Annotated in this window: 22 protein-coding genes and 2 pseudogenes; 9 read left to right on the top strand and 15 right to left on the bottom strand. The window is 29.6% G+C overall.

From position 1 onward, the window contains the following. Positions 1 to 206: 206 nt before the first annotated feature. From lonB to B3W71_RS04910, 5 genes are all read right to left on the bottom strand, one after another. Positions 207 to 1,898 carry an ATP-dependent protease LonB gene (gene lonB, locus B3W71_RS04930; RefSeq protein WP_346887827.1) on the bottom strand — a complete coding sequence of 564 codons (1,692 nt, stop codon included), beginning with the start codon at positions 1,896 to 1,898 and terminating at the stop codon, positions 207 to 209. A gap of 142 nt (positions 1,899 to 2,040) precedes the next feature. Beyond that, entirely contained in the window at positions 2,041 to 3,333 is a 1,293-nt protein-coding gene (clpX, locus tag B3W71_RS04925) for an ATP-dependent Clp protease ATP-binding subunit ClpX (RefSeq protein WP_346887826.1), read from the bottom strand. A gap of 18 nt (positions 3,334 to 3,351) precedes the next feature. Beyond that, positions 3,352 to 3,936, bottom strand: a complete 585-nt coding sequence (gene clpP / locus B3W71_RS04920; RefSeq protein WP_147521695.1) for an ATP-dependent Clp endopeptidase proteolytic subunit ClpP — start codon at positions 3,934 to 3,936, stop codon at positions 3,352 to 3,354. A gap of 122 nt (positions 3,937 to 4,058) precedes the next feature. Next, positions 4,059 to 5,348 (bottom strand): trigger factor, encoded by a 1,290-nt coding sequence (gene tig, locus B3W71_RS04915; protein WP_346887825.1) that lies wholly within the window; start codon positions 5,346 to 5,348, stop codon positions 4,059 to 4,061. Between the two features lie 201 nt (positions 5,349 to 5,549). Next, positions 5,550 to 6,341: a hypothetical protein gene (locus B3W71_RS04910; RefSeq protein WP_346887824.1), complete on the bottom strand. Its 792-nt coding sequence runs from the start codon at positions 6,339 to 6,341 to the stop codon at positions 5,550 to 5,552. 599 nt (positions 6,342 to 6,940) lie between these two features. Between B3W71_RS04910 and pflB the strand changes: the two genes are divergently transcribed. From pflB to B3W71_RS04885, 5 genes and pseudogenes are all read left to right on the top strand, one after another. Further along, on the top strand, positions 6,941 to 9,172 hold the full coding sequence (gene pflB, locus B3W71_RS04905; protein WP_346887823.1) for a formate C-acetyltransferase: 2,232 nt from the start codon (positions 6,941 to 6,943) through the stop codon (positions 9,170 to 9,172). A gap of 171 nt (positions 9,173 to 9,343) precedes the next feature. After that, positions 9,344 to 10,087 (top strand): pyruvate formate-lyase-activating protein, encoded by a 744-nt coding sequence (gene pflA / locus B3W71_RS04900; protein WP_346887822.1) that lies wholly within the window; start codon positions 9,344 to 9,346, stop codon positions 10,085 to 10,087. Positions 10,088 to 10,291: 204 nt separating this feature from the next. Beyond that, entirely contained in the window at positions 10,292 to 10,741 is a 450-nt protein-coding gene (locus B3W71_RS04895) for a hypothetical protein (protein WP_346887821.1), read from the top strand. A gap of 123 nt (positions 10,742 to 10,864) precedes the next feature. Then, a complete protein-coding gene (locus B3W71_RS04890; protein WP_346887820.1) occupies positions 10,865 to 11,962 on the top strand; it encodes an AI-2E family transporter in 1,098 nt (365 codons plus the stop codon). Between the two features lie 288 nt (positions 11,963 to 12,250). Next, a pseudogene (locus B3W71_RS04885) lies at positions 12,251 to 12,864 on the top strand (manganese efflux pump). Between the two features lie 315 nt (positions 12,865 to 13,179). Here the strand turns inward: B3W71_RS04885 and B3W71_RS04880 are convergent. The 6 genes and pseudogenes from B3W71_RS04880 to B3W71_RS04855 all read right to left on the bottom strand — a co-directional run bounded on the left by B3W71_RS04880 (position 13,180) and on the right by B3W71_RS04855 (position 16,685). Further along, positions 13,180 to 13,524, bottom strand: coding sequence for an antibiotic biosynthesis monooxygenase (locus B3W71_RS04880; protein ID WP_346887819.1), 345 nt, complete (start codon positions 13,522 to 13,524; stop codon positions 13,180 to 13,182). 332 nt (positions 13,525 to 13,856) lie between these two features. After that, positions 13,857 to 14,670: pseudogene (locus tag B3W71_RS04875) on the bottom strand (alpha/beta fold hydrolase). Positions 14,671 to 15,294: 624 nt separating this feature from the next. Further along, positions 15,295 to 15,636, bottom strand: a complete 342-nt coding sequence (locus tag B3W71_RS04870; RefSeq protein WP_346887818.1) for a hypothetical protein — start codon at positions 15,634 to 15,636, stop codon at positions 15,295 to 15,297. Further along, positions 15,627 to 16,220 carry a hypothetical protein gene (locus B3W71_RS04865; protein ID WP_346887817.1) on the bottom strand — a complete coding sequence of 198 codons (594 nt, stop codon included), beginning with the start codon at positions 16,218 to 16,220 and terminating at the stop codon, positions 15,627 to 15,629. The genes B3W71_RS04870 and B3W71_RS04865 overlap by 10 nt, the downstream gene beginning before the upstream one ends. Positions 16,221 to 16,277: 57 nt before the next feature. Next, positions 16,278 to 16,544 carry a hypothetical protein gene (locus B3W71_RS04860; RefSeq protein WP_346887816.1) on the bottom strand — a complete coding sequence of 89 codons (267 nt, stop codon included), beginning with the start codon at positions 16,542 to 16,544 and terminating at the stop codon, positions 16,278 to 16,280. Continuing rightward, positions 16,545 to 16,685 carry a hypothetical protein gene (locus B3W71_RS04855; protein ID WP_346887815.1) on the bottom strand — a complete coding sequence of 47 codons (141 nt, stop codon included), beginning with the start codon at positions 16,683 to 16,685 and terminating at the stop codon, positions 16,545 to 16,547. 425 nt (positions 16,686 to 17,110) lie between these two features. Here B3W71_RS04855 and B3W71_RS04850 point away from each other — a divergent pair, with 425 nt between their 5' ends. The 4 genes from B3W71_RS04850 to B3W71_RS04835 all read left to right on the top strand — a co-directional run bounded on the left by B3W71_RS04850 (position 17,111) and on the right by B3W71_RS04835 (position 19,470). Beyond that, positions 17,111 to 17,467 carry a spore coat protein gene (locus B3W71_RS04850; protein ID WP_346887814.1) on the top strand — a complete coding sequence of 119 codons (357 nt, stop codon included), beginning with the start codon at positions 17,111 to 17,113 and terminating at the stop codon, positions 17,465 to 17,467. A 260-nt stretch (positions 17,468 to 17,727) separates the two neighbouring features. Beyond that, positions 17,728 to 18,732, top strand: coding sequence for a site-specific integrase (locus B3W71_RS04845; protein ID WP_346887813.1), 1,005 nt, complete (start codon positions 17,728 to 17,730; stop codon positions 18,730 to 18,732). A gap of 455 nt (positions 18,733 to 19,187) precedes the next feature. Beyond that, entirely contained in the window at positions 19,188 to 19,334 is a 147-nt protein-coding gene (locus tag B3W71_RS04840) for a hypothetical protein (RefSeq protein WP_346887812.1), read from the top strand. Further along, positions 19,327 to 19,470: a hypothetical protein gene (locus B3W71_RS04835; protein ID WP_346887811.1), complete on the top strand. Its 144-nt coding sequence runs from the start codon at positions 19,327 to 19,329 to the stop codon at positions 19,468 to 19,470. Before B3W71_RS04840 ends, B3W71_RS04835 begins: the two co-directional genes overlap by 8 nt. 26 nt (positions 19,471 to 19,496) lie before the next feature. On the opposite strand, the gene B3W71_RS04830 is transcribed toward B3W71_RS04835, so the two are convergent. The 4 genes from B3W71_RS04830 to B3W71_RS04815 all read right to left on the bottom strand — a co-directional run. Beyond that, positions 19,497 to 19,697 carry a helix-turn-helix transcriptional regulator gene (locus B3W71_RS04830; protein ID WP_346887810.1) on the bottom strand — a complete coding sequence of 67 codons (201 nt, stop codon included), beginning with the start codon at positions 19,695 to 19,697 and terminating at the stop codon, positions 19,497 to 19,499. A 79-nt stretch (positions 19,698 to 19,776) separates the two neighbouring features. Beyond that, positions 19,777 to 20,274: a hypothetical protein gene (locus tag B3W71_RS04825; RefSeq protein ID WP_346887809.1), complete on the bottom strand. Its 498-nt coding sequence runs from the start codon at positions 20,272 to 20,274 to the stop codon at positions 19,777 to 19,779. An 803-nt stretch (positions 20,275 to 21,077) separates the two neighbouring features. After that, complete coding sequence (locus tag B3W71_RS04820) at positions 21,078 to 21,218, bottom strand: hypothetical protein (protein ID WP_346887808.1); 141 nt, start codon at positions 21,216 to 21,218, stop codon at positions 21,078 to 21,080. 173 nt (positions 21,219 to 21,391) lie between these two features. Continuing rightward, positions 21,392 to 22,684 (bottom strand): IS3 family transposase (locus B3W71_RS04815; RefSeq protein WP_346887807.1); only part of this gene is annotated, 1,293 nt, incomplete at its 5' end.

Genomic DNA, 22,684 nt, shown 5'->3' with positions numbered 1-22,684 from the left:
AGGACAACTTTTTCTTTACCTAATACAAAACATTGTATAATACAAATTTGTAAAGATAAAGTTCACTTTATATAAAATATCTAAATGATATGTCGTTATTATATTAATTATAATTAGACTAGTATATTATACCCATAAAAATATAATTTTTCAATTAAATAATCCCTATATAAGTCTTATGTTTAAAACTTATATAGGGATTATGGTTACGCATCGAGTTGTGGTGATACATCTAGTTCAAAGGCTTGCTCTTTTTTATCCACATTTATATGAAGAATCTGCTCTTTTATTATAGTCTCATCTATAACTTCTTTTATAGTATTGACAGGCATTACTTTTATATCTTTATAATCTTTGTATGCTTCTTGCCAATTTTCCTTCGGTATTAAAACCTTTGTTGCACCAGCTTTTATAGCTCCTGTAATTTTGGCTGTAACTCCTCCAACAGGCTTTACTTCTCCGTGAATAGAGATTTCTCCAGTCATAGCTATTTTATTATCTACACATCTTCCTGTTATTGCACTATAAATAGCAGCAGCCATACTTATTCCTGCTGAAGGACCATCTACAGGCATTCCGCCTGGAAAATTTACATGGATATCATATTTTTTTGTGTCAATATTATACAATCTCTCTAATACCGTAATTACATTATCAATAGAATTTCTTGCTGTGCTCTTTCTCTTTAATTTTCTATCTCTATCCCCTAATTCTTCTTCCTCTACTATGCCTGTTATTTTAACTATTCCTTCTTGTTCCTTTGCCTTAATAGCTGTTGCTTCTATTTCCATTACAGATCCAATGTTAGAGCCATATACCGCAAGACCATTTACGTACCCAACCTTTGGTTTTGCACATATTTTTTTATTAGGTCTCGGAGAATATTGACCATTCTCTATTACCCACTGTATCTCATTTACTCCTACAGTACCCCTATTTTCATTTATTACAATGCCACAAGCAAGTTGAACTAAGTTTATAGCATCTCGGCCATTGTTAGCAAACATACCAACTAGTTTTAACGCTTCTTCCTCTATAGTTATACCTATTTTTTCAGTTGCATTTCTCGCAATTATTTCTACTTCATCACCATCCAGTGCTCTAAAAAATATTTCTACACATCTAGATCTAATGGCTGGAACTATCTCCTCCGGACTTCTAGTAGTAGCACCTATTAGTCTAAAGTCAGCTGGAAGTCCATCCTCAAATATCTCTTTTATGTAAGATGGCATATTGGGATCTTCACTATTATAATAAGCACTATCTAAAAATACTTTTCTATCCTCCAAAACCTTTAATAACTTATTCATTTCTATTGGATGCAATTCACCTATTTCATCAATAAAGAGAACTCCTCCATGAGCTTTAGTAACTGCTCCTGGTTTTGGTTGTGGCACGCCTATAACTCCTAAAGGACCCGCCCCCTGATATATAGGATCATGAACTGATCCTATTAGTGGATCTGCTATACCTCTTTCATCAAATCTAATAGTTGTAGCATCAATCTCTACAAAGGAAGAGGATAACCTAAATGGGGAAGAAGAAATTAATTTCGCTTCTTCTAACACAAGTCTTGCTGCTGCAGTTTTTCCAACTCCCGGTGGTCCATATATTATTACATGCTGAGGATTGGGTCCACATATAGCTGCCTTTAGAGCTTTAATACCTTTTTCTTGACCAATTATATCTTCAAATCGTTTAGGTCTGCTCTTTTCTGTTAATGGTTCAGTTAAACTTATACTTTTTAATTTTCTTAGTTTTTCAATTTCCTTTGTATTTTCTTTATTTATTGTAACCTTAGATGATTTTTGCCCCTTTAAGGCATTGAAAAAATAAATTCCCATTACTATTGTAACTAATAGTTGTATTAGCATAATTAAAATCGCTACTGGTTCCATATTAATATTAGCTTACTGTCATAAGCAAACTAACCTGCCCTCCCTTTTACTAATTATTTAAGTCACAATAGTATTATTCACAATATATTGGATTAATATTCTATAACAAGAAAAAACTGCTGAAAATCAGCAGTTTTTTATATTATGCAAGTTCAGGTGCTCTTTTTACACCCTTTTTACTTTCTAATCTTAAAGGTTCTCTTTTTCCACTCTCTGCAATAATATACTCTGGAATCTTTGTTTTTAAAGTTTCCTCATGAATTATAACCTTTTCTATTTCCTCACAAGAAGGAATTTCATACATTATTTCCTGCATTATATCTTCTATTATTGCTCTTAGTCCTCTTGCTCCTGTGCTTCTCTTTATTGCCTCTTTAGCTATAGCTCTAAGTGCATTTTCATTGAATTCAAGTTTAACATCATCAATTTCTAATAATTTTTGATATTGTTTTACTAATGCATTCTTAGGTTCGCTTAATATTTTTACAAGAGCTTCTTCATCTAAGTTATCTAAAGTTACTATTACAGGAATTCTTCCTACAAACTCTGGAATTAATCCAAACTTTAATAGGTCACCTGGCATTATTTGTTTAAATAATTCACCTAAGTCTTGTTTCTCTTTAGACATTACTTCTGCTCCAAATCCCATGGCTGATTTCTGAGTTCTTTTTGTAATAATTTTTTCTAAGCCATCAAATGCTCCACCACAAATAAATAATATATTAGATGTATTTATTTGAATGAACTCTTGATGAGGATGTTTTCTTCCACCTTGTGGCGGTACAGAAGATACAGTTCCCTCTAGAATTTTAAGTAAAGCTTGTTGAACACCTTCACCAGAAACATCTCTAGTTATAGATGGATTTTCTGATTTACGGGCAATCTTATCAATCTCATCAATATAGATAATTCCTCTTTCAGCTCTCTCTATATCATAATCAGAGTTTTGAATTAATTTTAGTAAGATGTTCTCTACATCCTCACCTACATAACCTGCTTCTGTAAGAGTAGTAGCATCTGCTATTGCAAAAGGTACATTTAACATCTTTGCTAAAGTTTGAGCTAATAAAGTTTTACCAGAACCTGTTGGTCCTAAAAGAAGTATATTACTCTTTTGCAGTTCTATATCATTATCTACAACATTTGAATTTATTCTTTTATAATGATTATATACTGCTACAGCTAAAGCCTTTTTAGCATCATCTTGCCCTACCACATATTGATCTAGATACTTTCTAATTTCCTTAGGCTTAGGTAATGTGCCCATGTCAATTTGGACATCTTCTTCTCTTTCATCTACTATGATTTCAGAACAAAGCTCGATACACTCATCGCAAATATATACACCTGGTCCTGCTATAAGTCTTCTTACTTGTTCTTCACTTTTTCCACAAAAAGAACACTTAAATTTTTTCTTTTCTTCATTTCTTGGCATGTTGACACCCCTTTAAAGCTATTTCTTTTCAATAATTACTTCATCTACTAATCCATATTCTTTAGCTTCATCCGCGGACATAAAATAATCTCTTTCAACATCTTGCTTTATTTTATCTAAAGGCTGACCTGTTCTTTCACTTAATATCTCATTAAGAGTCTCTTTTATCTTTAATATTCTTTTAGCATGAATATCAATATCAGTTGCTTGACCTTTAAATCCACCTAATGGTTGATGTATCATTATTTCACTATTAGGAAGTGCAAATCTTTTTCCTTTTTGACCTGCTGCAAGTAAAAAAGCTCCCATAGATGCAGCCATTCCTATACAAATTGTAGAAACCTCTGGCTTTATATAATTCATTGTATCATAAATTGCCATTCCAGAAGTTATTGAACCACCAGGACTATTTATATACAAGTGTATATCCTTATCTGGATCTTCTGATTCTAAAAATAAAAGTTGTGCTACTACTAAGCTAGCAGTCACATCATTTACTTCATCTGATAGAAAAATAATTCTTTCTTTTAATAATCTAGAATATATATCATAAGATCGTTCGCCCTTACCAGTTTGCTCTACAACCATTGGTATATAACTCATAAATATAACCTCCTCACTATTGTAAATATATTAGAATATTTACTATTATATCCTCATTAAAATCATTTTAACCTATTTTATTTAAAATAATTGCCAGTACATACTGGCAATTATTAATCAACTTAAATAGCTTTGCTATTTTCCATTATCATGTTCTTAATTTTTTCATTTACTATTTGAGTTCCAAGATATTCTCTTTGAACTTTAACTAAACGATCAACTGTTTCTTCTAATTTATCAGTCTCACCGTATTTGCTGGCAATTTCAGTAGCTTTTTCTCTTATTTCTTCTTCTGATGCTTCAATTTTTTCAGCTTTAGCAATTTCATTTAAAACTAATTCATTTTTAACATTCTTAGATGCTATATCTTTCATTTGCTCTCTAAAATCATCTTCTGAAGTGTTTGTAAATTTAAAATAGCTTTCTATATCTAAACCTTGATATTTTAATCTATTTTCTAAGTCTTGAAGCATTCCATCTAACTCTCTATTTACCATAGCATCTGGAATCTCTACATTAGCATTAGCTACTACAGCTTCTATAACAGCCATCTCATATTCATTAGTTGCTTTTGCTTCATTAGCTTTAACTAATTCTTCTCTTATACTATTTCTAAGCTCTTCTAAAGTTTCAAACTCAGAAACCTCACTAGCAAATTCATCATTTATTTCTGGTAATTCTTTTTTCTTAACAGAGTTAACAGTTACTTCAAACTTAGCTGGCTTTCCATTTAATTCTTCTTTCCCATACTGCTCTGGGAAATTAACATTTATATCCTTAGATTCTCCAGCAGATAATCCAACTAATTGATCTTCAAAGTTATCTATAAAGCTACCTGAACCTATCTCTAATTCATAATCTTTAGCTTCTCCACCTTCAAAAGCTACATTGTCTACATAGCCTTTAAAGTCGATAACAGCTATATCACCTTTTTTAATAGCTCCTTCTTTTACTTCTACTCTTGTATTTTGAGCTTGTAATTCTTTTAATTTATTTTCCACATCTTCGTCTGTAACTTCTAATACTTCTTTCTTTACCGCTATTCCTTTATAAGCACCTAGTTCAACTTCTGGTACTACTGGTACTAAAGCAGTATATATAAACTCTTTTCCTTCACCGATCTGAACTATATCAATTGATGGATAGTCAACTGGATGTATATCATTCTCAACTAATACTTGTGAGTAAGTAGTTTCATATATGTAGTTTATTGCATCTTCATATAATGCACCCTCACCATAGTATTTTTTAATTATATTCATTGGAGCCTTACCTTTTCTAAATCCAGGCACATTGAATTTTTTTGCATTTTTTGAATAAGATTTTTTAACAGCCTCTGCAAATTTATCCGCTCCTACTGTTATTTCAAATTTAACAACGTTTTTCTCTAGCTTCTCCATTTTAACGTTCATTGTTTCTTCCTCCTAATATTACCAACTCTGTATTTCTTAAAATTATAACATAAATTTAGCAAAGTAAATAGTATATTTCATTATTTAACTGTTAATAGGATATAATATCAGCCTCTAAATTTATGATAATAAATTAAATATCACCTAATAAATTATACAATAATACTATTATTATGTACAATACTTTTTCCTTTGATATATTTACTGAACTATTTTCCCATCTTTATCTACAATTATTTCTTTATCATCTAGAAAAATAGTTAGACCTTTATCCGTTATCTGTCCTACCTTAAAAGTTTTTCCTTTTATATTATAATAACCTTGGTGTTTATTGTTTTCCATATTAAATATCCATAAATATCTATCATCACTATTATTTAGCCACGGTAAGCTACTAGAATATGCAACATGAGTATTGTCAATAAATCGAGCACTCTCAACCCATTTATAGGAAGGATTGTAACTTAACACACTTTCCTTTTTAAATACCTCATTGCTAGTTGATACATATTGTTGATTTGTAATATTCGTAAGTTCTTCTTTACTATTTAAAATGTACATATCCTGTGCTTGTTCATCTAAAATTAAAATCATTTCTTGAGATGGAGATATACTATATTTTACTTGTGCTTCTGAATCAACTGTACTAATTCTCTTAACTCCATCTTTCTCTTCATAATTAGCAGTAACTTTTTTTCCTGATTGAAGCACTATCTCCGATGAAGTTTTAATTGGTTTTTCCTCTACAATATTTTCGTTTTCTAAGTTTTCCTTATTCACATCTTCATTATTTATAGATTCATTACTATTTTCTTTCGCACTTTCCCTAACAAAGAAATTTTTTATAGCTAATATCCCCTCTTTATTACTAACAACTAATCCAGATATTCCTATAATAATAACTACAATTAAAAATACAACCATATATTTTATACGCCTCAGTTTTAACTGTTTGCGATAATCTTTGCTAAACATACTTGGTTTTTTACCCACAGCTTTTACCTCCATAGCTAACTTCATTATTTTAGTATCTTTTTAATTAATATATATTTTAATTATTAATTATATACTTATTATAACTCAACTTATTATAAATTAACATTTTTTTATACAAAATCAATTTAAATTTACAATTAGTTTATTTACTATTTTTATTACATCCATTTTTGCCATAAATTTCTATAGATATGATACTGTATCAATATAAATTCTCAAACTGTATTTTACAGTTAATTAATTTAAATCTGTTTCAAAATCTCATTTTATCTGTTATATTACTTTCAAATGGAATTTTAATGAAAATTCTTTTTATTCTTCTTGCAATTATTATTTTAAATAAATTATACACATTTAATCCTTTACTTGTTTTTATTTTCTGAATATTTAAATTTTATTCTCTTTAAAAAAACTGTTGTTTTTCATCTGTTATAGTTATATAATTATAACAGATGAGAAGAGAATCATCATCTAAATTAAATTGTTAATTATTTAACTTTTTACTATATAACAGCTAAGTTATCTCTGTTATATTTTAATTAATTAAATATATAAATTTGTTTATTTTTAATTAAATTTATTTAGGAGGGTTACACATGTTTACTCAATGGAATAGCTTCGAAGGCAAAACTTGGAAAAAAGAAATTAATGTAAGAGATTTTATTCAATCAAACTACACTCCATACGAGGGGGATGCCTCATTTTTATCTGGCGCTACAGAAGCTACAAATAAATTATGGACTGAAGTAAGTGAATTATTAAAAAAAGAAATAGAAAATGGTGGTATTTTAGATCTTGATACTAAAACTATATCAAAAATAGACGCATATAACCCAGGATATATAGATAAAAATCTTGAAAAAATTGTTGGTGTTCAAACTGATGCTCCACTAAAAAGAGCAGTTATGCCTCAAGGTGGAATAAAAATGGCTGAAAATGCAGCTAAAGCTTATGGATATGAAATAGACCCTCTAATCTCTGAAATATTTACAAAACACAGAAAAACTCATAACCAAGGAGTTTTTGATGCTTACACTGACGAAATGAAATTAGCTAGAAAATACGGTATAGTAACTGGTCTACCAGATGCTTATGGAAGAGGTAGAATCATAGGTGACTACAGAAGGGTTGCTCTATACGGTATAGATAGATTAATAAAAGATAAAATTGAACAAAAGAAAAGCTTAGAGGTTAGTACTATAGATGCTGACGTTATTCAATTAAGAGAAGAACTTTCTGATCAAATAGTTGCTCTTAAGGAATTAAAAACAATGGCAGCTAGCTATGGCTTTGATATATCAGTTCCTGCTAAAAATGCTCAAGAAGCTATTCAGTGGTTATACTTTGGATACCTTGGATCAATAAAACAACAAAATGGTGCTGCTATGTCTCTTGGTAGAATATCTACTTTCCTTGATATATACATTCAAAGAGATTTAGATAATGGTACTCTTACTGAAGAAGGCGCGCAAGAAATAGTAGACCACTTCATAATGAAATTAAGATTAGTTAAGTTCCTAAGAACTCCTGAATATAACGACTTATTCTCTGGAGATCCAACTTGGGTTACTGAAGCAATTGGTGGTATGGGATTAGATGGAAGATCTTTAGTAACTAAAAACTCTTTCAGAATGCTTAATACATTATATACTTTAGGACCTTCTCCTGAACCAAATTTAACTGTACTATGGTCAACAAGATTACCTCAAGGCTTTAAGGATTTCTGCTCAAAAGTTTCTATAGATACAAGTTCTGTTCAATATGAAAATGACGATTTAATGGCAACTTATTGGGGAGATGACTACGCTATTGCTTGTTGTGTATCCGCTATGAGAGTTGGTAAACAAATGCAATTCTTTGGAGCTAGAGTTAACTTAGGTAAAACATTGCTTTACACAATAAATGGTGGTATAGATGAAAAAGCTGGAGTTCAAGTTGCTCCTAAAATGGAAAAAATCACTTCTGAATACCTGAATTATGATGAAGTTATGGAAAAACTTGATGTTATGATGGAGTGGCTAGCTAAACTTTATGTTAATACATTAAATGTTATTCACTATATGCATGATAAGTATTCTTATGAATCTTTGCAAATGGCTCTACACGACAGAGATGTATTTAGAACAATGGCTTGTGGTATAGCTGGGCTTTCAGTATGTGCAGACTCTTTATCAGCAATTAAATATGCTAAAGTTAAACCTATCAGAAATGAAGAAGGAATAGCAGTAGACTTTGAAGTAGAAGGCGAATTCCCTAAATACGGAAATGATGATGACAGAGTTGATGATATAGCTGTATATCTAGTTGAAACTATGATGAAGAAAATTAGAATGAACAAGACATACAGAAATGCATATCATACTCAATCAGTTCTTACTATAACTTCAAACGTAGTTTATGGTAAAAAAACTGGTACAACACCATGTGGTAGAAAAGCTGGTGAACCATTTGCTCCTGGAGCTAACCCAATGCACGGAAGAGACAGTAGCGGATCTCTAGCATCACTAAACTCTGTAGCTAAGTTACCATATGAATATTCTCAAGATGGTATCTCTAATACTTTCTCAATTATACCAGATGCTTTAGGAAAATCATCTGAAGATAGAATATCAAACTTAAGTAACTTAATGGATGGATACTTCGGACAAAATGCTCACCACTTAAACGTGAATGTATTTAATAGAGAAACTTTATTAGATGCTATGGATCATCCAGAAGAATATCCTCAATTAACTGTTAGAGTTTCTGGATATGCAGTTAACTTTATTAGACTAACAAGAGAACAGCAGTTAGATGTTATTAACAGAACATTCCATGCATCAATGTAATCTAGCTTAAATATTTAATTTTAATATTATAGTAGAGATATCTTTTTAAGATATCTCTACTATATTAAATGTAAAAAAGCATATATTAATTAATTTTATAGAGAAATTAACTAAGTTACTTTTGTATAAAGTTAATTATATTAATAGATGAAATTTTAAGGAGGATTTATAATGAAAACTGGTAGAATTCACTCAATAGAAAGTATGGGCTTAGTAGATGGTCCTGGTATAAGAACTGTAGTATTTTTTCAAGGGTGTAAATTAAGATGTGCTTATTGCCATAATCCAGATACTTGGAGTTTAAAAGATGGTAAGGAAGTTACCACAGATGAACTTATAAATAAAATTATAAGGTTTAAGCCTTATTTTCAGCCTTCCGGTGGTGGTGTTACCTTTTCTGGCGGAGATCCTCTTGTTCAACCTGAATTTCTACTAGAACTTTTAAAAAAATGTAAAGCCCTTGACATTCACACAACTATTGATACTGCAGGCTATGGTAATGGCGATTATGATAAAATATTAAAATATACTGACTTAGTTTTATTAGATATAAAGCATATTAATAGCGACGGCTATGTAACTCTTACTGGTAGAGATACAAAAGATGTTAACTTATTCTTATCAGCTCTTAGGAAATCCACCACTCGTGTATGGGTTAGACATGTAGTTATTCCTGGTTATACCGATACTTTGAAGCATATGGATGAGATTGCTGATATAATAACCGAAGAAATTCCTAATGTAGATAAGATAGAGCTATTACCTTATCATCTTTTAGGCGTAAATAAATATGAAAGTTTAGGCCTAGAATATAAATTAGATGGTGTAAAACAAATGGATAAAGAAGACTGTAGCAAACTTCAAGATTATTTAATATCTAAAGTTCAACAATGTAAAAAGAGTAAAATTTCTTAGCTTAAAGTCTCTTTACATTTTTTTCCACATTATCCCCAACTTTATCCACATTTTGGTAATAATTGCATGGATTTGAGCATATACTCTTAACTTGTGTAATACTATTTACTAACTACATTTTTTATGAGATAATTACTAATAAATTATAATATAAATAATATTCTCAAATATATTTATATCAATTTCATCCAAGGGGGAAGTAATATGAGAAATAATGCCATAGAATTTGAAAAATATATAGAAGAACATAAAATTCCTTTAAATAAAGGACTCAATGTAGATGAATTTACTATTTTTTCATTTCCTGAAAAGATTACTATAAATGGAGTTACTAAACCAGTTCTTGGTGGTGGTCAAGATAGAAGGGCTGTTATAGCATTAAGAGATGATGATACATTGGCAGATATATTTTGCTTTAATATAGCTTCTATATCTAAAAACCAAGATAAATACAAGCTATACGCTTTATTTAATGAATTAAACTCTACATATAAATATGTATCCTTTTATGAAGATAATGAAGTTATAAGTGCAAAGATTTCTCTACCATTTAATAATAATTTTGATGCAGATTTAGTTTTTCAAATGCTTTCTATAATATTTAGAGCTGTAGACGAAGAATATCCTAAAATCCTTTCTACTTTGCATAACTAAATAAACTTTGAAACTAACATGCTAGTTTTAACTTTCTAGCATGTATTTTTTATAATTGTTTATATCGTAGTACATAACGGTAACAGTATATTTAAATTATACTAATTTTACAAGGAGGAAAAAATGAATATAAATAAGAATAAGAATACAAATAAAATAATACAATTTCTCTTAATTTTAAATTTAATTCTTATTGCTATACTTCTCTTTAGCAAGATGAATTTCGTACTATCTCCTATAACTACAATTCTTAATGCAATGTTTATACCTATAGTTTTAGCCATTTTTCTTTACTATTTAGTAAGGCCAGTAAAAAGATTTCTACAAAATAGAAAATTATCAAGTGGTATAGCTACAGCACTTTCAATACTACTAATAATAGGTTTAATAGTATATCTGCTTATGTACTCTTCATCAATTATAGCTACTCAAGGAGAAAGTTTAATGATGGCTATTATAAATTCCGTTCAAAGCCTAACTGATAAATATAGTTATCTATTTCCTCAAATTAATGAGTTTTTAAATATTGGTGCATTACTTCAGAAATTTGCTAATTATTTAGTGAATTCCTTTACAGATATAACTAAAAATGTATATGTATTTGCTAGTTCTATAGGTAATTTTGTAGCTCAAATGATTTTAATTCCAATAATAATGTTCTATATACTTAAAGATGATAAGAAAATTTATAATACCTTTGCCTCCTTCCTTCCAAGAAAGGTTAAAGCTGTTATATTAAAAATATTGCATGAAATTGATACCATATTAAGACAATACATCACTTCCCAGGTTATGGTTGCCTGTGTAATTGGTGTTCTTATGTTTATAGGATATGTAATAATTGGTATGCCTAATGCTCTTGTCCTTGCCTTATTCTCTCTTATAACCGCCTTTATTCCTTTCTTAGGAGTAATACTTGGAATTCTTCCAGCCATACTTATATCCTTAAGTATGGGCTTTGGCATGGTACTTAAAACAATAATTCTTACCATAATTGTACAACAGTTGGAAGGTAATGTTATAACTCCTAATATTACTGGTAATCAACTTAATATGCATCCATTAACAACTATTTTAGTAGTTACCATAAGTGTATATTTTGGTGGTTTCTTTGCAGCCTTTCTCGCTGTTCCTGTATATAACATTATTAAAATCCTTGTTAAAAATCTCTATAATTATTGGATAAACAAACATACTCCAGAGATTACAGTAGAAAAATAAATTTTAAATTTAAATTAACTAGTATTAATTTAATAAGAGCTAGTAAGGATTTTACTCCCTACTAGCTTTTAATTGTATCTTTAAGAATTATCTTTCTCCTTTCAATTTAGTATAAGTTTAATTATTATCTGTTAAAATTCTATTAATGACAACTCCTAAAAAAACTCCTAATTTTGTTTTATCAAGATATCAGAAATATTTCCTATTTATCCTTGTATAAATTACTAATCACCATATAAATTTAAAATTCATATATTAAAATGAAAGTAATAAAAAGTGAGAAAATATATGTCATTAATTTTATCAGCCTTATTGTTTAGCTTATCATCTAATTTAGATAACGTAGTTATTGGTATCGCTTATGGAATAAAGAAAATAAAGCTAGGAATACTGGCGAACCTTATAATAGCGTTTGTTACATCTACAGGAACATTTTTATCTATGTCAGTTGGAGCATATATATCAACATTTTTACCTAGATCTGTGGCTAATATCTTAGGTGCTGGAGTAGTCATTATCTTAGGAATATATTTTGTAGTCCAAAGCATAATAAAGCTTATTAATAACACCAAATCGAAAGAACTTGCTTTAAAAGACATTGATGATATGATTGAATATGCTAAAAATCCGATTTAGATAGCTCAAGTGATATAAACATGAAAGAAGCTTTACTTATAGCATTGGGATTAACATTTAATAACTTAGGCACTGGAGTAGCCGCAAGTATAACAGGAGTTAATATTCTATTTACAATCATATCCACGTTTATATTAAGTATAGTTACAATTACATTAGGTGAAGCCATAGGTAAATGTTTATTAGGTAAATTCCTCGGTAAATATGCACCATTATTCTCAGGCATATTACTAATAATGCTTGGTATCATTGAATTCCTTAATTAGCATTTTGATATTTGTAAATTACTTGCCCCTTCAATATAGCTATCGCTTTTTTACAAAACAATATCTCTAGCTGCTTTTTAAGCTTCTCATTAATAATATTTTTTATAAACTTTGATTTTACTGATACAACTATTTCATCAATTAGCATTTTCCTTATTATCTACCTTTGAATTTATAAACTAAATTTTATATGTAGCCTCTCATCATTGGTTATATATAGTTTCATGATATAGAGTAGGAAGGAATAAAGATGGAGTTGAAGGTGTTATTGAAATGTAATTTATGTACTATTATATTAAAATCAAGGCATGGTAGTCACACCATGACCTCCATGCCTTTAAAATAATTGTCGCTCTCTACCTTACAAATTCGTATCATATATTTTGAATACCACATCTTTCGTCCCATTCCTTTCGCTTCCATATGAGAACTATTATATTTCCATGCGTTGATGCTTTCTAAGGAATCCCAGTATGATATTGTCATCCCAAATCCATCTTCACCTCTAACACTTTCTGACCCTAAAAAACCTTTTTGTTTAGAAACAATATTTACTATATCATCTCCTACTTTCTCATATCCATTATCACCTAAAGTTCTTATTGATGTAAAAATAACAGCATAATAAGGTGCTTTAGGTGTTTTTACTATCTCGCTCATTTAAAGCCCTCCAATCAAAATCCAATTTATTTTATCTAATCAAACAGTTGCACAACAATGTAATACACTACAAAATCAACTCTATAAAGATTATATCATACTAAATATTTATTCACACATTTGATAATTTGAGTAGATCATATTTCTAACACCGTACTATTCAGTTTTCAAATAACAATGGGTGTAGGTTTGTCCTACTCCCTTTGTTATTTCTCAATATTTTTGAATTACGACATAAAAATGCCATAAAATTCATTTCTGAATAGTACAGCAGCTTAAGAAAATATTCACTTTTAGTATTTTTTATTAAGACATTCTACGTTGCAAAAACTTTATTCTTCGATAAATTTCATCAACTCTTCGTTAAATTTATCTAACTGGTCATAGAACGACGCATGACCGCTGTATTCAAATGGTATAAGTTTAGAATTTTCAATACTTTGCTTTTGTACTTCGCCTAGTTCAAATGGAACAACTTTGTCATGAATGCCATGAATAATTAAAGTTGGGACATTTATTGTTCCTAGATCAGAAAATAGTACTTCATTTATCCAAGTATTTGCAATGGCCGCAGTTGCCCATCCTGCCGCCTGTAATCCCAATTGAAAGAACCAATCAGAGAACGGTTGGGTTATATGCTGAAAGAAAAATGTATCTCCGAAATCTCTCAGCATTTTAGGTCTATCAGTATATGTTCCCTGAATAATTTTGATTATATCTTCTTTTTCTGCACCATATGGGAAGTTTAGACGTTTGATAAGACTAGGAGCTGCTGCTGCAAAAAGCGCAAGTTTAGATACTCCGTGTCCTTTATGGCGGCCCATATATCTAATAGCTATAGCTCCTCCTGTTGAATGTCCTGCCAGTGTGAAACCCCTAAGATTTAGAGCTTCTACTACGCATCTAACATCATCTGACAAGCGGTCATAGTCATATCCATCAATAAGGCTTATCAGAATCCCCAAAGCCTCTAGTATCTATTCCTATACATCTGTACCCATGCTTTGGAAGTTGATCAAACTGATATTCAAATAAATTATGGCTACCAGGCCAACCATGTAAAAACAAGATTGTCTTCTCGCCATCCGGATTAAGATCCTCTACATAAATTTTCACATTAGGTTCTACTCTAACATAGTATCCCAAACAAATGCCTCCATTAATAAAATTTCTTCATTAATAGGTTATTCTTCTAAACATAAATGTATGCATTACCTATCTGCTTTTTTAATACTGTACTATTCAATTTTCAAAGAACTAATTATATAAGGATGTGGGGTTTGTTCTACGCCCTTGGTTATTTCTGCTTATAGTTGAATTACTAACTATTTTCTAAAACTTTACTTAACATGGTAACTTTTTAACTACTTTTTCATATTGTGTAATTAGCGAGATAACTTGTCCACTTTAAAAAGGAGGGACTTGTTCTGTATAAACAAACAGCATATAATAAAAAGAATTATCAAAACTCTAATTATAAATATAAATGTCAGTCTCACGTACACGAATATCTAGGTAGTGCAATAATTGCTAAATATCAGTCGTACCCGCGACAACCATCATTTTCCTGGGATTTTTAGACAAGCTATCCCAAGTGGTGATAGCCGTGTGCATGAATTTATCTTTGCTTCAATAATTCAAAACCCTATTGGTTAGTGTAGTTTTATATTGAGCTGCCAATTATGGTAGCTCTTATTCACATTATTTCAAAATTGATATTACACCCTGTTTTCATACCTCTCTTAATCCACGTTATCTACAAATCATTCACTACATTCTCTTTAACATCATTAGTCTAATAACATCTTTCTCAGAATTCTCTCTAGTACCTAATCTTTGTTTTACATATTCAGTTCCTAACTTATTAATTAGGCTTTCTAGCTCTTCCAGAGACTCTTCAAAGTACTTTTCTCTTTTATTAACATCCTTTTGAACTACTTTATTAATAATGTCATGCTCTAAGCTCATATGTGAGCGCTCTTCGAACTCTTTACATATTGATTCATAAACTGATATATCATCTTCACTATTAAGCTTAAACATAACATCATCAGTATTACTTTGTATTAATTTAAATCTTGTCTGCGACTCTATATGCTCTATTAAATCCAATAGGAGTAATTGTGTCCATTGATACATACATTATTAGCTTGTAGAGTGTCATAGAGATTATTATATTGGTCTTTACTAGCTCCACAAGTTGAATTAAAAACGATCTTATAAGGTAATTGTCTAGGGTCTTCTACTTTTTTAAACTCCAGCCTCTTATCTCTAATTTCTTTATACTTTTCAGGATGTCTTACATTCCTGGATAGAAAATTATATTCAATCATTAGTTCTGGATAGAAACTTCCCACATCTGAGTTTATAAATATTCCTTCGCCTTGATATTGAGTTCTAGCTCCATGGAGTCCTCCCCATCCAAAAGTATGAGGCACTCCTGCTATATCAATATCTAGTGATTTTTTATAATCTCTATTTATATGGTTCTTATACCATTCCATGATGTGTATATATTTATTAAGCCTTAAGGTATCAACTATAGTAATATCAAATTCATCATTTCTATCATGAACTCTGTCTGCTTCAAGAATAATAGCTAACAACTGAGCTTTAGTTTTATTTATATAACTTAAAGATAGATTAAAAGTTTTTATAAGGCTCATGTGACTGTCATATTCTTCTTTTCTATTCATAAATGCATGCATTGTCTGCTCTACATCATGGTTACAATAGAATATAACTTCTTCAATTTACTCAGGTATTAGTTTTCTATTAGTGTTGAAATTAACTGTAGTCTCTCTTATATCATTTCCCATGAATCTTTCTAGCTGCTTAAGTCCTTTAAATTTATCTGTCATAACATCATAGTTGTAAAGTTGAACTTTATTAAAAGCTTTGCTGAATGACCATTCACCCTGATTGTGAACAACAATATGAGTATTAATCTCTTGAGGACTTAATCCTAAAATAATACCTTTTAATATATACTGGTCATAGCTCCTTGAGTTAAATCCCACTCATATGTTATTTTTATTAGCTTCATAAAATTCTCTAAGTTTATCTTCATCATTAACTATAGTATGAGTAGTTCTTGTTTCTGTATCTTTAATTACTACTAACCAATCATATGGAAATACTTCAAAGTCATAGAATAACATTTATACCACCTCGCTTATGAACTTAATTTTTATGTCTTTTTAGTCTTACAGACTTTATTTAATCCGCTCATCCACCACAGTAACCGCATGTTGGACAATGCCCGTTAATTAATTCACTGCCACATCTTGGACACATATTTTTACTTCCTTCATAATTTTTTTGAATTGCGACGTAGAATTCCTTATAACTTAATTTCCGATAATGTGGTATTTTAAGAAATTATTCATTTTTCATAATTGGTCTTAAATAAGAATATATAGTTCTAATTAACTTCTAAACTTAGTAATTTATAAAAAAATCTCATTTTTGTATAAAAGATAGTAACATATTTCTCTAACATGTAATATTATATATTAGAGATAAGGACAACCTCCCTGTCTCTAATATAAAAATGGGTGATGATATAAAAATGGGTGATGATCTAATGAATCAAAATTGTCACAACGATCCTGTAACAATTGGAGCAACATGTGTTGCTGAATTAGAGCCTAACGTTTTTGTTTTGCTTGTTGAAATAGAAGTAGAAGTTCCAGGGCCAGATATTGAAGAAGTGCTTATAATAAGATTAACACCTGCTCAAGCAGCAGCATTAATACCACAAGTTGGTCGTTGTAGAATAGTAGGACCAAATGAAATTCCAACTCCAGCACCTGGAAGAGAAGTAAATCTTATTTGTTCATTCGTATTTGGTAATAATATATTCTTAGTATTTGACGTTGAAACCAACAGAACAAATGAGCTTGTTTTGGTTAGAGTTCCTATATGCCCAATCGTTGGATAAAACTAATAAACTCAATTGTATAAATGAACTATACTCTCCATTAGTGCAAATTCTATAAAAAATTGAATAATCTATATTGTTGAATAAAGGGTCAGTGCAATGAATGTAATTCTCAGTGTACTGGCTCTATTTTAAATTTAAGTGGTTACATAGGTTATAAAGAAGATGGTACTGTAAAAAGAAAATCTTTTACTGGTAAAACTAAAAAAGAGGTAATAGAAAAAATTGAAGAATATAGAACACTTAATAATAAAGGCTTATTGCCAACTGATGATATTATTACATTATCTCAATGTCTTCATACCTGGCTGTTTACCTACCGAATTCATGACCTTAACCCATCAAGTTTTGAAAGATATGAAGGTTTATATAAAAACTATATACTTAATTCATCGATTGGCTCTATAAAACTTAAGGATTTAAAGGCATCTCATATTCAAACATACTATAATTCCTTAGTTTTAGAAAAAAATAAATTATCTTCACCGATAGAAACTATTAATAAGTGTTTAAAGTCCTCTTTATCTCAAGCTTTAAAAGAGGGGTACATTTTAAAGAATCATTGTCTTTATATAACTTTACCTAAAGAACATGATAACATCAATAATTCTGATATTATTAGAGTATTTACTATAGAAAAACAAAAATCATTTATGAATACGGCTTTAAATAGTAATAATAGTCTAATTTATATATTTGCTCTAGGCACTGGTTTAAGATTAGCTGAACTACTTACATTACGATGGAGTGACATTAATCTAAAAGAAAAAACAATATCTATAACTAAAACAATTAAAGAAACTTATACATTCGATAAAAATGAAAATAGATATTACACTATAATAGAGCAACCGCCTAAAACAACTAGCTCTATAAGAGAAGTTTCTTTAATTGATAATTTAATAGATTTACTTCAAAATCATAGAAAGGAACAACTTTTAAATAGAAATGAAAATATAGATATTTATTTTGATCATTATTTAGTATTTTGTGCTCCAAGTGGAGTATATTTAAACTCAAGCAATGTAAGAAAATCTTTTAAGCGAATTCTGAAAAAATGTAACTTAGCTAGCGATTTTAGAATTCATGATTTAAAGCATACATTCGCAACAAGATTATTTGAAAAAGGAGTTGCTCCTAAAACAGTCCAATCCTTTTTAGGGCATAGTGATGTTCAAACTACTTTAAATATATATACTCATGTCATGAAAGATACCAAGAATGAAGCTATAAATACTCTCAATGATCTACTTAATCTTAATTAAAAAGACCATCTCATTTATGAGATAGTCTCTTATTTTTTATATGTATATTTTAAATTTATTTGTGTTGCACCAACGTTGCACCATTTTATAAAACAATTAAAAAATACCAACAATCTCAATCATTGAAACTGTTGATATCACTACATTCATGGTACACCCAACAGGATTTGAACCTGCGACCGATGGATTCCATTTTTATAAAAATATAAAATTCTTATTTATTCTAAACCTTGCTGTTTTCAATACTTTACGGACTTAACCATAATTCATCATTCTTGTTCATTCTATAACTTGTGTGATAAAAATGTGATAAATATTTCAATGCAAATATTAGTATAAAGGCTAATTTAAATGACATGCACTCCAAAAGTAGATCTAAAAACCTAACTTTTGGAGATATATTTTTAAGTATAAACTATTTCTAATTGTTAATATTTAAATTGAGGTGATTTATAATGAAGAAAAAAAGAAAACTAAACGTAACAGTTACTATGGGACCTGATTCATCTAGATTAATTACAGAATCATTACTGAGAATATTGGATACACATAAAGAAGAGTTTTTGCAACTCTTAAAAGAGGAGGAACTTAAATATGAATAAAAAATTGGAAGTAGAAGTTATCACGGGCCCAGATACTTCTAGATTAGTAACCGAAATGCTACTTGAATTTATAGATAAATATAAAGATGAACTAACGGCTAAAATTAAAGAAGACGATCTTAAGAAAATTAAATAGTTATTTTTATAAAAAGGTATCTAGAATTAGTCTTCTAAATACCATATGTCTTTAACATCTTTATTTAATTTATTAGCTATTATTAAAGCACCTTCTAAAGTAGGCTTACTATGTCCGTTCTCCCATCCACTATATGTTTTTATACTTATATTTAGATACTTAGCAAACTCACCTGATTCCATCATATACTCTCTCATTCTGATTTCTTTAAGTCTATTCTTGACCATAACACCACCTCTAATATATCCTATTCTATACTTGTAATAAATTTCCTTCAATTAAAAAAGACTAGGTTTACCTAGTCTACTATTTCGAAACTTTCTTATCGTTTGTCTCTTTGTATTCTTTAATCACTTTATTCATTGCATCTATATTTTCATTCCATCTATCCACAACTGTCTCACGGCCTAAGTACTCAGTTCCCACTATAACTACTCCGTCAGGTAAAACCTTTCCTCTGTGAACACTAATATTATCTATATACATCTCTGCAAGTAACATTGAATAGTGATGTTCATAATAATAGATATAATCTTCATTGTTAGTCTTTGCCATTGTTGCATCAGCATCTTTAGTAATATCAAGTATATCACTAAACTTGTTAAAAGTTAAGTCTGAATATTTAATTTGGTTCTCATAATCATTTTCCTCAAAGTATTTTAATGCAGTTTTATAATCATCAATGCCTTCTTCAAATTGTTTTATTACTTGCTCTTTTACTGTCGACTCCACATCTTTATTTTTGCACCCAACTAGTCCTAATATTATTATTCCACATAATAATATACTTATAATTTTTTTCATAAATTATCCCCCTAAATATACATTCTATTTGTATTGTATAACATATTTATATTCTGTCAATATTTATAATATGAGGTAATAATATGGAAATAATAAAGTCTATAACAAAGGCCATTACAGTAATAGGCTCTATACTTGGTATATTTGCATTTATAATGATAATACATTGCTAGTTAAATAAAAGAAAAGCCTAGAGTTAATCTAGGCTCTTTAAATAACTTGCATATTCTCTATTTTTATTTTCTTGCATTGTCAAATCTCCTATTTAAATATAATTAACGCTGCAGTTATTAAGTTAAGAATTACTGATACAGTTAGTAAAATCTCTATCTTTTTATTCTCTTTCATATAAAACACCCCCTTTTTATTTTAGTTTAGTATGATATAATATAGTTAATAAATTTAATAAAAGAAGTTTGGATAAATGGGGATTTATCATCCCCCGGCCCTTATATAAAGAAAGAAAATCTTTAGTAAGGTTGTAATTAAGCTTATCAATGCACCAAGGAATGAGAGCCTTGCAATGACTAACTTAATTTTCAGGTTTTTATCCAACTTCTTTTTTCTTTTTATTTCATCACCCCCTTAACTATCTCTAATTATACACCTTCGACGCTAAGACGCCAACACTTTTTATACTTTTCTTCTAAAAATATCAAAATAATTGTTTTAAATATTATATTTTTGTGTATAATCTAATTACATTAATTCTCCAAGTATATGTACATACAAAAGAAAAAGGCTAGTAAGGATTTTACTCTCTACTAGCTAATTTTTATATGTTATACACTTCTCTTAACTTCTTATTTATTTTTTTCTTTCTCTATATATTTCTTTGCAAGTTCATCTAGTATATCGCTTACACTGCACTCTTTTTCTAGTGCTATTTTCTTAAGTTCTTTTATACTTTCTTCTTCTATATATGTTGTTAATTTTTTTCTCATGTTAGTCCTCCTTTATACCTTAACGGTAATTTAATTATATACTTACGGCGTTGTAGCGTCAATAGTGTTTTATAAGTTTATATGGAAAAGTTTTCGACAAAATAGGTATAAAAAAAGAGGGTAGCAAGAATTAATAAAGTGGTCCCTATGTCAAGGACATTTTAAAAAGAGAGCTATACAGCTAAAAGCTGATTCCTGTATTGTACGGGAGTCAGCTTTTTCAAATTCCATTGACATCTATAATTGTTATAGTAGTCTATATAGTTATCTATACTAATTTGAAGTTCATCTAATGTAATGCAATTTTTGTAGGGAACCTCATCTTTCAAGTGACCAAAGAAAGACTCCTGCGGAGCATTGTCCCAGCAGTTTCCTCTTCTAGACATAGACTGTCCAAGTTTGTATTTCTTTAATAAGTGTTGGAATTTTGGGCTAGTATAATGTACACCTTGATCAGAATGTATAAAAGCAACCTTATCTAGATGTAACCCTGGCGTAGCCATTAGTTTATGAATTGTACCTGTAGCTATATCAAGAGTGATTTTATCTGATAAATTATATGCTAATATTTCATTTGTTGAAGCATCTTTAATGGTCGATAAATAGGCCATATGATTATCACCATATGGAAGATAAGTAATATCTGTTAATAGTACTTTACCTGGAATTCCTTGCTTCAATTCTCTATTAAGCAGATTAGGAACTACTGAATGTTCTTTAGTTGCTTTCGCAATTCGTTTATATGGATTGGCACATCTTATAGGGCATACAATATTATACTTTTTCATAATGCGTTGAATTCTTTTCCTACTATAGACTATATTAAATTCATTTTCTAATGTCATTTTGATGGAACGAGAGCCTTTTTTATAGCCTCTATGATTAAAAGCAATTAATATGGTATCACGCACTACCATATCTGCTTCTTCGCGTTGTTTCCTTTTATCATTGCATTTTAAGTAGCTATAATATCCCGAACGGGATACACTAGCTGTCTTACACAAATGAGTAACAACATTAGAAAACCTAGAACTATCGGCAATAGATTCAATTAATCCAAATGCATCTGTTGTTGCTAATTTATTTCTTTTCACCTGCCTTTCGCATAGCTCTAATTTTTTTAGCATTTCTACCTCTGCCTTGAGATATTCAATTTCTGTATCTTTTCTAGCTATTATTTCATCCTTTGAAAGCTCACGCTTGAGTTTTGCTCCACTATTATGTTTTCTAGTATCATCTAAGCCTAATACGCCCTTATCTTTGAAAGCTTTTCGCCATCTAGCCCCAGCGACTTCACAACGCTTTTCACCTATAATACTAATATCAAAACCAGCTTCTTCGAAGATTAATCTAGATGTTTTTCCTTTCTTAGATTCAGCTATAAAATGTATTTTAAATTCATTCGAATATGTTATTGATTTTTCGCTTACATTTTGAACATATTTATTCTTTGATAATAGTTCAAC

This window comes from Clostridium sp. UBA1056 (genome assembly GCA_002316385.1).
In the GTDB taxonomy this organism is placed as follows: domain Bacteria; phylum Bacillota; class Clostridia; order Clostridiales; family Clostridiaceae; genus Clostridium_J.
The sequence above is the reverse complement of the archived record's forward strand: the minus strand, read 5'-3'. Positions and strand labels throughout refer to the sequence as shown.

Bases quoted from the DNA above. Each gene is read 5' to 3' on its own strand.
- lonB (WP_346887827.1), bottom strand. From the start codon at position 1,898: ATGGAACCAGTAGCGATTTTAATTATGCTAATACAACTATTAGTTACA.
- clpX (WP_346887826.1), bottom strand. From the start codon at position 3,333: ATGCCAAGAAATGAAGAAAAGAAAAAATTTAAGTGTTCTTTTTGTGGA.
- clpP (WP_147521695.1), bottom strand. From the start codon at position 3,936: ATGAGTTATATACCAATGGTTGTAGAGCAAACTGGTAAGGGCGAACGA.
- tig (WP_346887825.1), bottom strand. From the start codon at position 5,348: ATGAACGTTAAAATGGAGAAGCTAGAGAAAAACGTTGTTAAATTTGAA.
- pflB (WP_346887823.1), top strand. From the start codon at position 6,941: ATGTTTACTCAATGGAATAGCTTCGAAGGCAAAACTTGGAAAAAAGAA.
- pflA (WP_346887822.1), top strand. From the start codon at position 9,344: ATGAAAACTGGTAGAATTCACTCAATAGAAAGTATGGGCTTAGTAGAT.
- B3W71_RS04895 (WP_346887821.1), top strand. From the start codon at position 10,292: ATGAGAAATAATGCCATAGAATTTGAAAAATATATAGAAGAACATAAA.
- B3W71_RS04890 (WP_346887820.1), top strand. From the start codon at position 10,865: ATGAATATAAATAAGAATAAGAATACAAATAAAATAATACAATTTCTC.
- B3W71_RS04880 (WP_346887819.1), bottom strand. From the start codon at position 13,524: ATGAGCGAGATAGTAAAAACACCTAAAGCACCTTATTATGCTGTTATT.
- B3W71_RS04865 (WP_346887817.1), bottom strand. From the start codon at position 16,220: ATGAATAGAAAAGAAGAATATGACAGTCACATGAGCCTTATAAAAACT.
- B3W71_RS04855 (WP_346887815.1), bottom strand. From the start codon at position 16,685: ATGTTATTCTATGACTTTGAAGTATTTCCATATGATTGGTTAGTAGTA.
- B3W71_RS04850 (WP_346887814.1), top strand. From the start codon at position 17,111: ATGAATCAAAATTGTCACAACGATCCTGTAACAATTGGAGCAACATGT.
- B3W71_RS04840 (WP_346887812.1), top strand. From the start codon at position 19,188: ATGAAGAAAAAAAGAAAACTAAACGTAACAGTTACTATGGGACCTGAT.
- B3W71_RS04835 (WP_346887811.1), top strand. From the start codon at position 19,327: ATGAATAAAAAATTGGAAGTAGAAGTTATCACGGGCCCAGATACTTCT.
- B3W71_RS04830 (WP_346887810.1), bottom strand. From the start codon at position 19,697: ATGGTCAAGAATAGACTTAAAGAAATCAGAATGAGAGAGTATATGATG.
- B3W71_RS04825 (WP_346887809.1), bottom strand. From the start codon at position 20,274: ATGAAAAAAATTATAAGTATATTATTATGTGGAATAATAATATTAGGA.
- B3W71_RS04820 (WP_346887808.1), bottom strand. From the start codon at position 21,218: ATGAGAAAAAAATTAACAACATATATAGAAGAAGAAAGTATAAAAGAA.